This window comes from Pantoea sp. FN0305 (assembly GCF_050113845.1).
In the GTDB taxonomy this organism is placed as follows: Bacteria; Pseudomonadota; Gammaproteobacteria; order Enterobacterales; family Enterobacteriaceae; genus Mixta; species Mixta alhagi.
The window spans coordinates 268390-284778 of the sequence record NZ_JBNJSN010000006.1 but is presented as its reverse complement, the minus strand read 5'-3'; the positions used below and the strand labels follow the sequence as shown (position 1 = coordinate 284778).

At 53.2% G+C, this 16389-nt stretch carries 15 protein-coding genes; 11 read left to right on the top strand and 4 right to left on the bottom strand.

The features are described 5' to 3' along the window. Window positions 1–50: 50 nt before the first annotated feature. From ACQE3Y_RS14155 to dusA, 3 genes are all read left to right on the top strand, one after another. On the top strand, window positions 51–1316 hold the full coding sequence (locus ACQE3Y_RS14155) for a conjugal transfer protein TraF (RefSeq protein ID WP_426981932.1): 1266 nt from the start codon (window positions 51–53) through the stop codon (window positions 1314–1316). 172 nt (window positions 1317–1488) lie between these two features. After that, window positions 1489–1785 (top strand): NadS family protein, encoded by a 297-nt coding sequence (nadS, locus tag ACQE3Y_RS14150; protein ID WP_426973125.1) that lies wholly within the window; start codon window positions 1489–1491, stop codon window positions 1783–1785. A gap of 185 nt (window positions 1786–1970) precedes the next feature. Further along, on the top strand, window positions 1971–3017 hold the full coding sequence (dusA, locus tag ACQE3Y_RS14145; protein WP_426973126.1) for a tRNA dihydrouridine(20/20a) synthase DusA: 1047 nt from the start codon (window positions 1971–1973) through the stop codon (window positions 3015–3017). 328 nt (window positions 3018–3345) lie between these two features. Here the strand turns inward: dusA and ACQE3Y_RS14140 are convergent, their stop codons facing one another. Beyond that, window positions 3346–4329, bottom strand: coding sequence for a quinone oxidoreductase (locus ACQE3Y_RS14140; protein ID WP_426981931.1), 984 nt, complete (start codon window positions 4327–4329; stop codon window positions 3346–3348). A gap of 96 nt (window positions 4330–4425) precedes the next feature. Between ACQE3Y_RS14140 and dnaB the strand changes: the two genes are divergently transcribed. The 6 genes from dnaB (at window position 4426) to ACQE3Y_RS14110 (ending at window position 9505) form a co-directional block, all read left to right on the top strand. After that, window positions 4426–5832, top strand: coding sequence for a replicative DNA helicase (gene dnaB, locus ACQE3Y_RS14135; RefSeq protein WP_426981930.1), 1407 nt, complete (start codon window positions 4426–4428; stop codon window positions 5830–5832). Window positions 5833–5940: 108 nt separating this feature from the next. Continuing rightward, complete coding sequence (locus tag ACQE3Y_RS14130) at window positions 5941–6432, top strand: Lrp/AsnC family transcriptional regulator (RefSeq protein WP_426981929.1); 492 nt, start codon at window positions 5941–5943, stop codon at window positions 6430–6432. Between the two features lie 225 nt (window positions 6433–6657). Beyond that, window positions 6658–7272 carry a YitT family protein gene (locus ACQE3Y_RS14125; RefSeq protein ID WP_085069661.1) on the top strand — a complete coding sequence of 205 codons (615 nt, stop codon included), beginning with the start codon at window positions 6658–6660 and terminating at the stop codon, window positions 7270–7272. A 35-nt stretch (window positions 7273–7307) separates the two neighbouring features. After that, a complete protein-coding gene (locus ACQE3Y_RS14120) occupies window positions 7308–8501 on the top strand; it encodes an amino acid aminotransferase (protein ID WP_426981928.1) in 1194 nt (397 codons plus the stop codon). A 246-nt stretch (window positions 8502–8747) separates the two neighbouring features. Next, window positions 8748–9164 (top strand): secondary thiamine-phosphate synthase enzyme YjbQ, encoded by a 417-nt coding sequence (locus ACQE3Y_RS14115; RefSeq protein ID WP_426981927.1) that lies wholly within the window; start codon window positions 8748–8750, stop codon window positions 9162–9164. Window positions 9165–9166: 2 nt separating this feature from the next. After that, on the top strand, window positions 9167–9505 hold the full coding sequence (locus ACQE3Y_RS14110) for an MmcQ/YjbR family DNA-binding protein (protein WP_085069667.1): 339 nt from the start codon (window positions 9167–9169) through the stop codon (window positions 9503–9505). Between the two features lie 35 nt (window positions 9506–9540). On the opposite strand, the gene ACQE3Y_RS14105 is transcribed toward ACQE3Y_RS14110, so the two are convergent. Continuing rightward, window positions 9541–10605 carry an NAD(P)-dependent alcohol dehydrogenase gene (locus ACQE3Y_RS14105; RefSeq protein WP_426973134.1) on the bottom strand — a complete coding sequence of 355 codons (1065 nt, stop codon included), beginning with the start codon at window positions 10603–10605 and terminating at the stop codon, window positions 9541–9543. A 233-nt stretch (window positions 10606–10838) separates the two neighbouring features. Next, a complete protein-coding gene (gene uvrA, locus ACQE3Y_RS14100; RefSeq protein ID WP_426973135.1) occupies window positions 10839–13670 on the bottom strand; it encodes an excinuclease ABC subunit UvrA in 2832 nt (943 codons plus the stop codon). Window positions 13671–13894: 224 nt separating this feature from the next. Between uvrA and ACQE3Y_RS14095 the strand changes: the two genes are divergently transcribed. Continuing rightward, the gene (locus ACQE3Y_RS14095; protein WP_426981926.1) at window positions 13895–14446 is read left to right on the top strand and encodes a single-stranded DNA-binding protein; all 552 of its coding nucleotides are present in this window, start codon (window positions 13895–13897) and stop codon (window positions 14444–14446) included. An 849-nt stretch (window positions 14447–15295) separates the two neighbouring features. Next, a complete protein-coding gene (gene traT, locus ACQE3Y_RS14090; RefSeq protein WP_426981925.1) occupies window positions 15296–16027 on the top strand; it encodes a complement resistance protein TraT in 732 nt (243 codons plus the stop codon). A 45-nt stretch (window positions 16028–16072) separates the two neighbouring features. Here traT and ACQE3Y_RS14085 read toward each other — a convergent pair whose 3' ends face one another. Next, a complete protein-coding gene (locus ACQE3Y_RS14085; RefSeq protein WP_426973137.1) occupies window positions 16073–16372 on the bottom strand; it encodes a hypothetical protein in 300 nt (99 codons plus the stop codon). Between the last annotated feature and the right edge of the window lie 17 nt (window positions 16373–16389).

The window sequence follows — 16389 nt, the reverse complement described above, 5'->3', positions numbered from 1 at the left end:
CATCCAGTGATTTCCTTCTTACTTTCAGCTTATTTGGGTGGCGTCTGATAATGACAAAGAAAAACATGCATTCCTTGAAGCTTTCTCCTGCGGCGGTATTAATGCCGTTAATCTTTACCTCTTTTTCTTCTCTGGCTGCTGGCAGTTACTTCGATGCCCGTAATGATGCGATGGGCGGCACCGGCGTGGCCTCATCCAACTACACCACTGCACCGCTAACTAACCCGGCGCTGCTGACCAAAGGCCGCGCGGAAGATAACGTAAGCGTTATCCTGCCATCTGTTGGGGTGCAGATCAGCGATAAAGATAAGATGGTCGATAAGATCGATGATGTGACCGATACCGTTGATCGCTACCAAAATGTCTTTGATGATTTTGACCTTGAAGATCTGTTGACCAATCCTGCTGGCGTGCTTGGCAATGTGCGCTCCGCCTCTGGTGATTTGGCCAATCAGCTGCGCGGCCTGCGCGGAAATAAAGCTGACGGCTCAGCCGGTGCCGCCATTGTGGTTGCAGTGCCTAATGAAACGTTGCCGTTTGCCTTTGTGGCGAAAGCTTATGGCTCCGTGCATCTGCATACCGACGTGGCGCAAAGTGATATCGACTACCTTGACGCTGTCGCCAATGGTTCACGCCTTCCTTTGCCAGGCGATCAATATTTACTGCGCTCCAGCGCTACCGGCGTGGCGGCGATTGTCGCGGATTACGGTATTGCGGTCGCGCATGAGTTTAAAATCGGTGAACAGGCCGTTTCGGTAGGTATTACGCCAAAACTGCAACAGACTCGCCTGTATAACTATCGCGCCTCGGTTTACAACTTCGATAAAAATAAAGTTACCAATAGCGAGTATCGCACCAACGATACCGGCTTTAACCTGGATGCCGGTCTCTCTACCGATGTAGGTAAGAACTGGACCTTTGGCCTGAGCGCGCAAAACCTCATTTCACGTGATATTGAAACCAAAGAAGTTAATGGCTATCAAGATACCTACCAGATTCGTCCGCTGGTCACCATAGGTGCAGCCTGGCACAACGAAAAGCTGACTGCCAGCCTGGACGTGGATGCAACCCGTACCAAGCGTTTTAAATCGCAGGCTGACAGTCAGTACGCCGGAGTTGGTGTGGAATATCGCGTTCTTGACTGGCTGCAACTGCGCGGCGGCTACCATGCGGATATGAAGTCTAACGACGTCAATGTCGTCAGTGCAGGTTTTGGTATTTCGCCGTTTAATAACCGCGTTCACCTCGATCTGGCCGGTTCCGTGGGGGAAGACGATACCTGGGGTGCAATGGCACAGCTGGGCTTCTCTTTCTGATAAACCTGAACAGGTAGCATCAGGGAAGGCAGAGCAGGACCGCGATTGTTTATTGCGGTCCTGTTTTCATTTAAAGGGTGAGAAAAGCAAGATTCCCGGCTTTACAAGGTTCTGTAACTCCCATCATGGCAAAAGGGCTGGATGTGGCGTCAACTGGAGCGATGAGATACCGATGAAAGATGAATCATTTGCCGATCTGCTGGCAAGTGCAGAAGAGATGGTAAAAATTGAAAAGGGTGAACAAACGCCAGAGCCGGAGCATGTTCATACTTTTAGCGAGATTGATGTTGAAGCGATACGTGAAGCAACCGGGCTAAAACAACAAGATTTTGCCGTGGCCGTCGGTGTTAGTTATGACCTTGTAAAAAGCTGGGAAACCAAACGGCGTCAGCCAACCGGAGCCTCAAGAAAACTTCTGCTATTGCTGCAGAGTAACCCTTTTATTATTAACCAGCTTAAAGCCATTTGATTCTTTGATGCGTCTGTTTGGACGCCTCGGTCTTGTTTATCGCCGCCACTCCGCCAGCAAACACCGTAATACACGCTCTACGCGCCAGGCATCACGCTATGTTATAATCGAGCATCTTTTATTCTGCCTTTTCCTTTGTTCCCGTTGCAGAATAACGGTGAACGGAAACATCAAAAAGTTAAAAAATGCCTCAAAACTCAGAGATATCAACGGCACTGCCCGACAGCGTCGCTAAAAACAGCGCTCTTTTCTCCTCCCAGCGTTTTTCCATCGCGCCGATGCTCGACTGGACCGATCGTCACTGCCGTTATTTTCATCGGCAGCTGACGCGTAATACGCTGCTCTATACCGAAATGGTTACTACCGGTGCCATTATTCATGGCAAAGGCGACTATCTGGCCTATAACGAGGCGGAACATCCGGTTGCCCTGCAGCTGGGCGGCAGCGATCCGGCGGCGCTGGCGCAGTGCGCGCAGCTGGCGCAGGCGCGCGGCTACGACGAGATCAACCTGAACGTGGGCTGTCCTTCCGATCGCGTGCAGAACGGACGCTTCGGTGCCTGTTTGATGGGGGAGGCGGCGCTGGTTGCAGATTGTATTAAGGCGATGCGTGACGTGGTTTCTATTCCGGTCACGGTTAAAACCCGCATCGGTATTGACGATCGGGATTGCTATGAATTTCTGTGCGATTTTATCGGCACGGTAGCCCAGCAGGGCGGCTGCGATACTTTTATTATCCATGCGCGCAAAGCCTGGCTCTCCGGCCTTAGCCCGAAAGAGAACCGTGAAATTCCTCCGCTTGATTACCCGCGCGTGTACCAGCTCAAGCGTGACTTCCCCGGGCTGACAATGGCGATTAACGGCGGCGTGAAAACGCTGGAGGAAGCGCAGGAGCATTTACGTCATCTGGATGGCGTTATGATGGGGCGCGAAGCCTATCAAAACCCTGGCCTGCTGGCGCAGGTCGATCGCGTACTGTTTGGCAGCACTGCGCCGGATGCCGATCCGGTTGCCGTGGTCCGCGCTATGTATCCTTATATTGAGCGCGAACTGGCGCAGGGAACGTATCTGGGTCATGTTACGCGCCATATGCTGGGTCTGTTTCAGGGAATTCCCGGCGCACGACAGTGGCGTCGTTATTTAAGCGAGAATGCGCATAAGGCCGGAGCAGGGATAGAGGTCGTTGAAAAAGCGCTGTCGCTGGTCGCAGATAAGATGACCACCGAAGTCTGACTTGTTTCGCTTATGTTAAAACCCGTGCGGCTGCCGTACGGTTTTTTTTATTTCCACGCTTATGAGCGCCGGCAAAAACCAGACCTTTAGTTTGCTAATTATCAATAAGTTAGCTATCTGAAAGCGGCCAATATGAGGCGTAGATCACAGAGTGACATTTTGCTTCGTTATTTTTCGCAATTAAACATATTTTTTACTTATGAATTCTGCGAGACTATTTCTCGTTGAGTCGAAACACATTATCGTCGCTGTACCCTACAACAGTGCGAATTAAAAAAAGCAAAAGGGCTTCCTTCGGGAAGCCCTTATTGTTTGTACATCCGGCGGCTCAGGGGATCAGCAGGCTGGAACCCTGCGTTGCGCGATTTTCCAGCTGCGTATGCGCACGCTGCGCCTCGCGCAAGGGGAAGCGCTGGCTATCCGGAACTTCTACTTTAATCGCGCCGCTGGCAAGCATCGAAAACAGATCGTTACTGGCGCGCTGCAGCTCGTCCCGCGTGGTGATATAACCGTTAAGTGAAGGGCGCGTCAGGTAAAGCGAGCCTTTCTGGTTCAGAATCGCCAGGTTAACGCCGGTCACCGGACCGGAGGCGTTACCGAAACTCACCATCAGGCCACGTCGCTGCAGGCAGTTAAGCGAGGCTTCCCAGGTTGCCTTGCCTACCGAATCGTAAACCACGCGTACCTTTTTACCGTCGGTCAGCTCGCTGACGCGCTGTGCGATATCTTCTTCACGATAGTTGATTGTGGCCCAGGCCCCGCGATCTTTAGCCAGCCGCGCTTTTTCCTCTGAGCCAACCGTCCCAATCAAATGCGCACCCAGCGCCTTTGCCCACTGACAGGCGATCAGTCCTACGCCGCCAGCCGCTGCGTGAAACAGAAAGATCTCATCTGCCTGCACTTCATACGTTTGCCGTAGCAGATAGTGTACGGTAAGCCCCTTCAGAAACGAGGCCGCCGCCTGTTCAAAAGAGAGGGCATCAGGCAGCAGCGCAATCTTATCCTGATGCACATTATGGATTTCACTGTAGGCGCCCAGCGCAGACTGCGCGTAAACCACGCGATCGCCGGGCTTGATCGCTGTAACCCGGTTGCCAACTTTTGTTACCACGCCTGCGGCTTCGGTGCCGATACCGGAAGGCAGCTCAGGCACAGGATAAAGCCCGGAGCGTACGTAGGTATCGATATAATTGATGCCGATAGCTTTGTTCTCTACCTGCACTTCATCGTCAGCGGGGTCGGAAGGATTGAAGTCGATCCATTGCAGCGTTTCCGGGCCGCCATACTGGGCGATTTGAATACGTTTTGCCATTGTCCCTCCTGCTGGTTTCCAGTTACGACATGACGTCAAGCTGGCGAAAAACGGGTATACTTGCGCGTCACTCACACATTCGGTATTGCATTCACTATGGCAGGAAATAAACCCACCAACAAATCCAACGAGGTTCGCGATCGCCAGGTAGAAGGGCTGAAATTGCCGCCCCATTCGCTGGAAGCGGAGCAGTCGGTGCTGGGCGGGTTGATGCTGGACAACGAGCGCTGGGATAACGTCTCAGAGCGCGTGGTGGCCGAAGACTTCTACAGTCGCCCTCATCGTCTGATATTCAGTGAAATGCAGCGGCTGCTGGAAGCCAGCCAGCCCATCGACCTGATTACGCTTTCTGATTCACTGGAGCAGCGCGGCGAGCTGGATATGGTCGGCGGCTTCGCCTATCTGGCGGAGCTGTCAAAAAATACCCCCAGCGCGGCAAACATCAACGCCTACGCCGATATCGTTCGCGAGCGAGCGGTGGTGCGCGAAATGATCGCGGTAGCGAACCAGATCGCCGATGCCGGTTATGATCCGCAGGGGCGCAGCAGCGAGGATCTGCTGGATTTCGCTGAGTCGAACGTCTTTAAAATCGCTGAACAGCGCGCGAATAAAGATGAAGGCCCGAAAAACATTGAGCAGATTCTTGAGGCGACCGTTTCGCGCATCGAGTCGCTGTATCAGAAGCCGCATGACGGCGTAACCGGCGTAGATACCGGTTATCAGGATCTCAACAAAAAAACCGCCGGTTTGCAGGGTTCCGACCTGATTATCGTGGCGGCGCGTCCGTCAATGGGTAAAACCACCTTCGCCATGAACCTGTGCGAAAACGCCGCGATGCTGCATGAAAAACCGGTGTTGATCTTCAGCCTGGAGATGCCCAGCGAGCAGATTATGATGCGTATGCTGGCGTCGCTGTCACGCGTTGACCAGACACGCATACGTACTGGCCAGCTGGATGATGAGGACTGGGCGCGTATTTCCGGCACCATGGGCATCCTGCTGGAGAAAAAGAACATCTATATTGATGACTCCTCTGGCCTGACGCCAACGGAAGTACGCTCGCGTGCACGCCGCATATTCCGTGAGAATAACGGCTTAAGCCTGATTATGATCGACTACCTGCAGCTGATGCGCGTACCGTCGCTTTCTGACAACCGTACGCTGGAGATCGCTGAGATTTCCCGCTCGCTAAAGGCGCTGGCAAAGGAGCTGAACGTGCCGGTGGTGGCGCTGTCGCAGCTTAACCGCTCGCTGGAACAGCGCGCCGATAAACGTCCGGTAAACTCCGATCTGCGTGAATCTGGCTCGATCGAGCAGGATGCCGACCTGATCATGTTTATCTATCGTGATGAGGTTTACCACGAGAACAGCGATCTGAAAGGGATCGCCGAGATCATTATCGGTAAACAGCGTAACGGTCCGATCGGGACAGTACGTCTGACCTTTAATGGGCAATGGTCGCGTTTTGACAACTATGCCGGGCCGCAATACGACGACGAATAGTATGCACGCTTTGTGCATCTCTTTGGGTCATCAAAAAATTGTGTTGGACATTTGCCGCTTAATTGCGTTTATCTGTAACGATTTAAGCGCTAAGAGCGGCAAATCAAGATGGCACAGCTTGACGATTACGATCTGAAAATTCTGACCTTACTCCAGGCCAATGGGCGCTTAACCAATCAGGAACTGAGCGACCTGGTCGGCCTGTCCGCCTCGCAGTGTTCCCGCCGCCGCATCACCCTTGAGCAGGGAAATCTTATACTGGGCTACCATGCGCGCGTCTCACCTGACGCCGTTGGGCTGGGTATGATTGGCCTGATTGAGGTGCGCCTGATTAATCACACCTCCGATTATGTAGAGAGCTTTCACCACATGGTGGCAGAGCAGAGCGCTATTGTGGACGCTTATAAAACCACCGGTGATGCGGATTATCTCCTGAAGGTAGCCGTTAACAGCCTGGCTGAGCTAAGCGCATTAATCAGCGTGCTGGTGGCGGGGCATCGCAGCGTATCGCACGTTAAAACCTCTGTGGTGCTAAACCGGCTGAAAGAGAACGGTCTGACCATCGCGGCGCCCGCGCTGCTGCACCAAAAAAGTGCCTGACGCACAGTTAGAGTGCATTCAGCGGAGTTAAGCGCACAGTTTGTGCATAAATAGCGCTCAGGGTGCGCAGCTTAAGCGTCATCAGGCTAAACAGAGCAGGTAACGTGCGGTTAATTATTTATTTAATCAGGCGGTTACTGGCAAAGCATCAATTTATGCCGCTAAAGCCTGCCGTTATGGTGCGATTCTTGCTGGCCGTTATCTTTTTCTTCGGTAAACAGCCCTATGGATAATATCGTTCAACCCGCCCGCGTTCCGCACACGCTGCTGGAAGATGCGCTGGCGCTGCTGTTTGGCACGCTGATGGTATCGTTCGGTGTGGTCATGTTAAAGCAGGCTGGCGCACTGACCGGCAGCACGGCAGGCATCGCTTTCCTGATCAGCTATCTGACCTCTTTTTCCTTTGGCACGCTGTTTTTTGTTATTAACCTGCCGTTCTACTGGCTGGCGGTAAAGCGAATGGGGTGGGCATTTACCACCAAAACTTTCTGCGCCGTCGCGCTGGTTTCACTCTTTACCCGGCTGCATCCACTTTTCATTCATTTTGACGCGCTTAACCCGTTTTATGCGACAGTGTTCGGTAACATTATTATGGGCGTTGGGTTTATTGTGTTGTTTCGTCATAAGGCCAGCCTGGGCGGCATCAATATTCTTGCCCTGTGGTTGCAGGATCGGTTTGGCATTCGTGCCGGCAAGCTGCAAATGGCGGTAGACAGCTGCGTGGTTTTGGCCTCATTGTTTGTGGTTTCGCTGCCAATGCTGGCGGCGTCAATCGCTGGCGCGCTGATGCTGAATTTGATTATCGCGATGAACCATCGGCCCGGGCGTTATGAAGTTTGAGCTGATAAAAGAGACTATCACTAGGGAGATTTACCGTGTTTCAAAAAGTTGATGCCTACGCTGGCGATCCGATTCTTACGTTAATGGAGACCTTCAGGCAGGATCTGCGCCCGCATAAGGTTAACCTGAGTATTGGCCTCTTTTACAACGAGCAGGGCATTGTTCCGCAACTGCAGGCGGTAGCCGAAGCGGAAGCGCGTCTGAATGCTCAGCCGCAACAGGCATCACTCTACCTGCCGATGGATGGGCTGGCCAGCTATCGCCAGGCGATTGCACCGTTGCTGTTTGGCGCGCAGCACGCGGCGCTACAGGAAAAACGCATTGCAACGATTCAAACCGTGGGCGGTTCCGGCGCGCTGAAAGTGGGTGCGGATTTTCTGAAGCGCTATTTCCCGCAGTCGCAGGTTTGGGTCAGCGATCCGACATGGGAAAACCATGTGGCGATCTTCGCGGGTGCTGGTTTTGATGTGCATACCTATCCCTGGTATGACGCACAAACCCACGGCGTTAAGTTTGATGATTTTCTTGCCACGCTGAAGTCGCTTCCCGCTCAGAGCGTGGTGCTGCTGCATCCCTGCTGCCATAACCCGACCGGTGCCGATCTGACTAATGGGCAGTGGGATCGCGTTGTTGAAGTGCTACAGGCGCAGCAGCTGATCCCTTTCCTGGATATTGCCTATCAGGGCTTCGGGGCCGGTATGGAAGAGGATGCCTATGCTATTCGCGCCATCGCCGCTGCGGGGATTTCGGCGCTGGTCAGCAACTCCTTCTCAAAAATCTTCTCGCTATACGGTGAACGCGTCGGCGGCCTGTCGGTGGTCTGTGCGGATACGGAAGAGGCGACGCGGGTTCAGGGACAGCTGAAGGCCACGGTGCGCCGCAACTACTCTTCACCACCAAACTTTGGCGCTCAGGTCGTGGCCTGTGTGTTGAATGACGAAGCGCTGAAGACCCACTGGCTGGCGGAAGTAGAAGCGATGCGTCTGCGTATTCTGGATATGCGCCAGGCGCTGGTAACGGCACTGAGCGCCGCGCTGCCCGGCAAAAACTTCGATTATCTGCTGAAGCAGCGCGGCATGTTCAGCTATACCGGACTGAGCGCTCAGCAGGTCAATCGTCTGCGTGAAGAATTTGGCATTTACCTGATCCACAGCGGACGCATGTGCGTAGCGGGCCTGAATCGTAACAATGTTCATCAGGTCGCAGAAGCTTTCGCGGCAGTGATGTAAGCGCAGTCGTTAAAGGCGGTGCCAGCCGCCTTTAACCATTATTCCATTGCCAGACTCCCCGTTTGCCCGGCCACCGGGAAATGTAGCCTCTTCAGTGCAGCATCTTCCTCTTAAACGCATGCAATAACGAAGCGGCCAAAGCGAACCGCAACGTCCAGGCCGTTAATAATTTTTATCTTTTGCAGGTTTACCTTTGCGCCACATGCTGCACACTTAACGGAGTCTTTTAAAAAGGAGTATGGCGTAATGTGGCACCAACAGACCCTGTCGCTAAGCGCGAAAGCGCGCGGCTTTCACCTGATTACCGATGAAATTCTCGGGCAATTGCCGGTAATGCGTGAAATCAATACTGGGCTATTGCATCTGCTGCTACAGCACACTTCCGCCTCACTAACGTTAAATGAGAATTGCGACCCCACAGTACGCAGCGATATGGAGCAGCATTTTATGCGGCAGGTGCCGGAAAATGCGCCTTACCAGCATGATTATGAGGGCGTGGATGATATGCCTGCGCACATTAAATCATCGCTGCTTGGCGTTTCGCTATTGCTGCCGGTTAACCGTGGGCGCCTGGTGTTAGGTACGTGGCAGGGCATCTGGCTGGGGGAACATCGCATACAGGGCGGTTCACGCCGCATTATCGCCACGCTGCAAGGAGAGTAAAAATGAATACGTCAGATCTGCTGTCATATTGTATGAGTAAAGCGGGCGCGGAACAGCGTGTCCACAGCGACTGGAAGGCAACGCAAATCCTGGCGGACGGCGTGTTATTTGCCATGGTGCATGAGCCAGAAGGGCGGCCGGCCGTCTCGCTAAAAACCTCTCCGGCGCTGGCCGATCTGCTGCGGCAGCAGCATGCCGACGTTTTTCCCAGTGCGCATTTGAACAAATCTCACTGGAGCACGCTTTATCTGGATGGCGGTTTAAAAGATTCGCAGATTTACTATCTGGTGGATGCGTCGCTACAGCAGGCGCTGGCGACGAAAGCGGCGGGCAATCATTAAACTGTCGCTGCGGACTGGCCGCAGCGACAAGATTTTTAGGCGGCAGATTCCTGACGCAGCGTATCAATATCGATAACAAAGCGGTATTTCACATCGCTTTTCAGCATACGCTCATAGGCTTCGTTAATCTGGTTCATGGCGATCAGCTCAATATCGGAGGTGATATTGTGCTTGCCGCAGAAATCGAGCATCTCCTGCGTTTCAGCGATGCCGCCAATCAGCGAACCCGCCACGCTGCGACGTTTTAAAATCAGATCAAACACATGTGGTGCCGGATGATCGTTTTCCGGTGCGCCAACCAGCGTCATATTACCATCGCGCTTCAGCAGGTTGATAAACGGATTAAGGTCGTGCTGCGCCGCAACGGTATTCAGAATAAAGTCGAAGCTGTTAGCGTGCTGCGCCATCTGCTGGGGATCTTTAGAAATCACTACCTCATCAGCGCCCAGACGCTTGCCGTCTTCGATTTTAGACGGTGAAGTGGTAAACAGCACCACATGCGCGCCCAGGGCATGTGCCAGCTTCACACCCATATGACCCAGACCGCCCAGGCCAACGATACCGACTTTTTTGCCCGGACCCACGTTCCAGTGGCGCAGCGGGGACCAGGTGGTAATGCCAGCGCACAGCAGCGGCGCTACGCCTGCCGGATCGAGGTTTTCCGGTACGCGCAGCACGAAATCTTCATGCACAACGAGGCTGGTGGAGTAACCGCCGTAGGTGACTTCCTGCGTTTCGCGGTCCTGGCCGTTGTAGGTAGGCACCATACCGTTTTCGCAATACTGTTCCAGACCTTCCTGGCAGCTGGGACAGGTACGGCAGGAGTCAACCATGCAGCCCACGCCAACCAGATCGCCTACGCGATATTTTTGCGTATGAGCGCCTGTTGCGGTAACGCGGCCGACAATTTCATGACCCGGCACGACGGGGAAAATGGTGTTATGCCATTCATCGCGCGCCTGATGCAGGTCTGAATGGCAAACGCCGCAAAATAACACTTCAATTTGTACATCATGCGCGCGCAGTTCACGCGGCTTATAGTCAAAAGGCGCGAGTCTGGATTTCGCATCCTGGGCAGCATAAGCGTGCGTAATATTCATGGTGTCTCCTGTTATTGAAGCCGTTGTAAAGCTAAGGAAAAGCATTGCGCTCCGGTTAAACCGGGCGTTTCGCAGCACGTGCGATAAGAGCTAATAAGGATAACAGCGTGGAGAAGAGCAGCCAGACCTGAAAGTGTCTAAATCTTGCCTGATTCTGCATGAATGCCCAGGAAAGAGGCAAGGCGGGTGAAAAGCCCCTGAGGCAGAGCGCATCAGGGGCGGAGAACAGCCGTTTAGCGCTGTTCCAACAGCGGCTTCAGGAAGCGGGCGGTATGTGATTCTTCACATTTGGCGACGGTTTCCGGCGTACCGGCTACCAGAATCTGCCCGCCTCCGCTGCCGCCTTCCGGGCCAAGATCCACAATCCAGTCGGCGGTTTTCACCACGTCAAGGTTATGTTCAATCACCACGATGGTATTGCCCTGATCGCGCAACTGATGCAGCACCGTCAGCAACAGCTGAATATCAGCAAAGTGCAGGCCGGTAGTCGGCTCATCAAGAATATAGAGCGTCTGGCCGGTGCCGCGTTTCGACAGCTCGCGCGCCAGCTTCACGCGTTGCGCCTCGCCGCCTGACAGCGTTGTCGCAGACTGACCCAGACGAATATAGGAGAGGCCCACATCCATCAGCGTTTGCAGCTTACGCGCCAGCGCAGGCACGGCATCAAAAAATTCACGTGCCTCTTCGATGGTCATATCCAGCACTTCGTGAATGTTTTTGCCTTTGTATTTAATCTCCAGCGTCTCGCGGTTATAGCGCTTGCCTTTACACTGATCGCACGGCACATAAATATCGGGCAGGAAGTGCATCTCTACGCGCAGCACGCCGTCGCCCTGACAGGCTTCGCAGCGTCCACCACGCACGTTGAAGCTGAAGCGGCCTGGATTATATCCGCGTGAACGCGACTCCGGCACGCCAGCAAACAGCTCACGAATCGGCGTAAAAATGCCGGTGTAGGTGGCCGGGTTAGAGCGCGGCGTACGACCAATTGGACTTTGATCGATATCGATAACCTTATCGAAGTTCTCCATGCCGGTAACTTCACGATAGGGCGCAGGCTCGGCAATGGTCGCTCCGTTCAGCTGACGCTGAGCGATAGGAAACAGCGTATCGTTGATCAGCGTGGATTTACCGGAGCCGGACACGCCAGTGATGCAGGTAAACAGCCCGACCGGCAACGTTAACGTCACATCTTTCAGGTTATTGCCACGCGCGCCGCTCAGCTTCAGCACTTTAGTGGGATCGGCCGGTACGCGCTGCTCCGGCACGGCAATCTTTCGCTTGCCGCTCAGATACTGACCGGTCAGCGAGGCTTCTACCTGCATAATCTCTTCGGCGGTGCCTTCCGCCACTATCTGACCACCATGCACGCCTGCGCCTGGACCGATATCGATGATATGGTCAGCGGCGCGGATGGCATCCTCATCGTGCTCGACCACAATCACCGTATTGCCAAGGTCGCGCAGATGAATCAGCGTGTCCAGCAGGCGTTCGTTATCACGCTGATGCAGACCGATAGAAGGCTCATCCAGCACATACATCACGCCAACCAGCCCTGCACCGATCTGACTGGCCAGACGAATACGCTGCGCCTCGCCGCCGGAGAGGGTCTCCGCCGAGCGCGACATAGAAAGATAGTTCAGGCCGACGTTAACCAGGAAGCTCAGGCGATCGCCAATCTCTTTCAGCACTTTTTCAGCAATTTTTGCCCGCTGACCGCTTAACTTCAGGTTGCGGAAGAAATCCATCGCATGGCCGATGCTCATATCAGAAATGGTCGGCAGCGTGGTGTTTTCTACATAAACGTGGCGCGCTTCGCGACGCAGACGCGTGCCTTCACAGGTGGCGCAGGCGCGGTTACTGATAAATTTCGCCAAATCTTCACGTACCGCGCTCGACTCCGTCTCTTTATAGCGACGCTCCATATTGTGCAGCACGCCTTCAAACGGATGACGGCGCACCGAAGTATCGCCACGATCGTTAATATATTTAAATTCGATGCTTTCTTTGCCTGAGCCATACAGGATCACCTGCTGCGCTTTCTCGTTCAGGGTATTGAACGGCGCTTCGACATCGAAATTCAGGTGTTCCGCCAGTGACCGGAGCATCTGGAAATAGTAAAAATTACGGCGATCCCAGCCGCGGATCGCACCGCCAGCCAGCGACAGCTCCGCATTTTGCACCACGCGATCCGGATCGAAATATTGCTGTACGCCGAGGCCGTCGCAGGTAGGGCATGCGCCCGCCGGATTGTTAAATGAGAACAGGCGTGGCTCCAGCTCGCTCATGCTGTAGCCGCAAACCGGACAGGCGAAGTTGGCAGAGAACAGCAGCTCTTCTGCATCGGGATCATCCATATCGGCCACGATTGCCGTACCGCCGGAAAGCTCCAGCGCGGTCTCAAACGATTCCGCCAGCCGCGTCGCCAGATCTTCACGTACCTTAAAGCGATCGATAACCACTTCAATGGTATGTTTCTTTTGCAGTTCCAGCTTTGGCGGATCGGAGAGATCGCACACTTCGCCGTCGATACGGGCGCGGATATAACCCTGCGTCGCCAGATTCTCCAGCGTTTTAGTGTGCTCGCCTTTACGATCTTTCACCACCGGCGCCAGCAGCATCAGGCGCGTGCCTTCCGGCTGCGCCAGCACGTTATCGACCATCTGGCTAACGGTTTGCGCCGCCAGCGTAACGTCATGATCGGGACAGCGCGGCTCGCCAACGCGTGCAAACAGCAGGCGCAGGTAGTCATGAATTTCGGTGATGGTGCCCACGGTGGATCGCGGGTTATGGGAGGTTGATTTCTGCTCGATCGAAATCGCTGGCGACAGCCCTTCGATATGATCGACATCCGGTTTTTCCATCAGCGAAAGAAACTGACGTGCGTAAGCGGAAAGCGATTCCACATAGCGGCGTTGACCCTCAGCATAGAGCGTATCGAACGCCAGTGAGGATTTACCGGAACCTGACAGGCCGGTGACAACGATCAGTTTGTCGCGAGGGATGATCAGGTTGATGTTTTTCAGGTTGTGGGTGCGAGCACCCCGGACTTCAATCTTATCCATTCACATTTCCCGGATTAGCGCAGACTCACCATGCCCGTAACGATACGGCAGGACTAAACAGGTCATTATGGCACAAAAAATAACTGAATGTATATCCAGTAGTCAGTTGCAACCCTGCAAAAAGATCTTCATTATTGGAAGCTTGCTCGGAAGTATGATCGGGCAGCCTGGCGTGATAGAATTTACCGTTTAGACTTAATGAATACTCATCGGGAGACGCGAACATGGCCAGCAGAGGCGTTAACAAAGTGATTCTTGTCGGGAATCTGGGTCAGGATCCGGAAGTGCGTTATATGCCTAATGGTGGAGCCGTAGCGAATATTACGCTGGCTACCTCCGAAAGCTGGCGTGACAAGCAGACCGGAGAGACCAAAGAGAAAACGGAATGGCACCGTGTCGTGCTGTTCGGCAAACTGGCGGAAGTGGCGGGCGAATACCTGCGTAAAGGTTCTCAGGTTTATATCGAAGGTTCTCTGCAAACGCGTAAATGGCAGGACCAGGGCGGCCAGGAACGTTATACCACGGAAGTGGTGGTTAACGTTGGTGGCACCATGCAGATGCTGGGCGGCCGTCAGGGCGGCGGTGCAGGCGCGCCGGCAGGCGGCGCTATGGGCGGCGGCAACAGCAACAACAATAATGGTTGGGGCCAGCCTCAGCAGCCGCAGGGCGGCAGCCAGTTCAGCGGCGGCGGTCAGGCACCTGCTCGTCCGCAGCAGCAGAGCGCACCGGCTAACAATGAACCGCCGATGGATTTCGACGACGACATTCCGTTCTGATCGGCTTGTTTCTGTGAAAATTCGGTGTTTGAAAGCCCTGCTACGGCAGGGTTTTTTTTGAGCTAATTTAGCAGGCAATTAATAAAACCTATCTAAAATCACTCTTTATTTATACCGCTACATATCCAGTGCGGTTTAATTTCACCTGTTCCTTACTTTAAAAAACTGGGTTAGGGTAAACGGCTGTTGGTTTTTTATCCTTTTATCCAGCTTTCGCTTATCTCATGGAATCAGAAGATGCATCGCTTGCCTTGCATAGGGTGGCGTCAAAAAAGCCGATATTTCGATGGCGGCGCGCTAATATAGCGCCGGTTTTACTAAATTAACTTTTCTCGCTCATTCTCTCTGCCTGCTCAGGCTCACAAACCAGCGTCAATAAACACGCCCGGCATATGGCCCATCAGCTTGCAAAATAATAATGCGTTTGAAGAAATTATAATGTGAAAGCTGGATATAAAGCTTTGGCGACTGCTGCCGATAAAAGCAGGTTAATCATTATTTTGCAGATAAAAAAACAGCAGAAGTGAGCGCAAGCTTAGCTGCCACAGCTTTATTTTTATGTTAGATTACGCCGAAATTTCGAAAGGCATGGTGCTGCTTTCTGGCGGCGCGAAGCCTTATTAGCTGAAATGCTGAATTCACTATTTAAAATCTATGTGTGTGAATAGAAATATAACGAAATAGTCACCTTGAGCAAATAATATTTCGCGATTTCTGTTTCGCTTTTTATTTCACGCATTATCAAACTGTGGTTTCACCATAGCGATTATTTGTTTGCATTTTATTGGTAGCAAATAACAACTTTACTCAAATTCGGAGCATTTTGCTCTTTCCATTAAGGACAGGAAAATGGAATATAAAAAACACGCGGTAGTTGCCCTGGCTCTTTCAGCCGTTCTGCTTTCCGGCTGTAGCGCAATGAGCACGGCAATTAAAAAGCGTAACCTTGAAGTAAAAACGCAGATGAGTCAGACCATCTGGCTGGAGCCTTCCTCTGAGAAAACCGTTTATATCCAGGTCAAGAACACCTCTGACAAGGATATGAGCGATCTTCCCGAGCTGCTGGCGCAGGACCTGCGTGCTAAAGGTTATAACGTAGTGAATTCTCCGGATAATGCTTATTACTGGATTCAGGCTAACGTCCTGAAAGCCGACAAGATGGATCTGCGTGAAGCTCAGGGCCTGTTAGGCAGCGGCTATGAAGGCGCGGTTGCAGGCGCGGCGCTGGGCAGCGGTATTACTGCTTATAACAGTAATTCAGGCGGTGCGGTGTTGGGTGCGGGTCTGGCGCTGGGCCTGGCCGGTATGGCAGCGGATGCGCTGGTGGAGGATATTAACTACACCATGGTTACCGATCTGCAGATTTCCGAGCGCAGTAAAGAGAATGTCACCACCGATAATATTGCCGCGCTGCGTCAGGGAACCTCTGGCGTTAAGCTGCAGTCCAGCAAAGCTGATGGCAATCGCATGAAATACCAAACCCGCGTGGTTTCCAATGCCAACAAGGTCAACCTTAAGTTTGAAGAGGCGAAACCGGTACTGGAAGCGCAGCTGGCGAAGTCCGTTGCGGCTATTCTGTAATGCAGCAGGGCGACCTCTGGTCGCCCTGTTTTGCTCTGTCAGCGGTTAACGATTTTCTTGATAGTGTTGTTCACAGCGCTCTTTTGCCTCCTGGCGTAAATCACGCAGGTCCGGCATGCTGTCGCCAGACCCATAACCCATCGTGCCGCTTGTAGCTTCTTGCTTCTCTTCCGCTACGGCAAACTCAAGTTTGCCATCCTGTTGCCAGTCATCGCTATCGCTCTGACGGATAAAGATAAGCGCATATTCCGGCGTCGATTCATCAGCGCCATAAATTTCATATTTATAGGCCGCAGCATCTTCATCGCCCAGTTCCAGCGTATCAATCAGTTGTAAGTCCGCCATCGGTGCCTCCTGTTAAC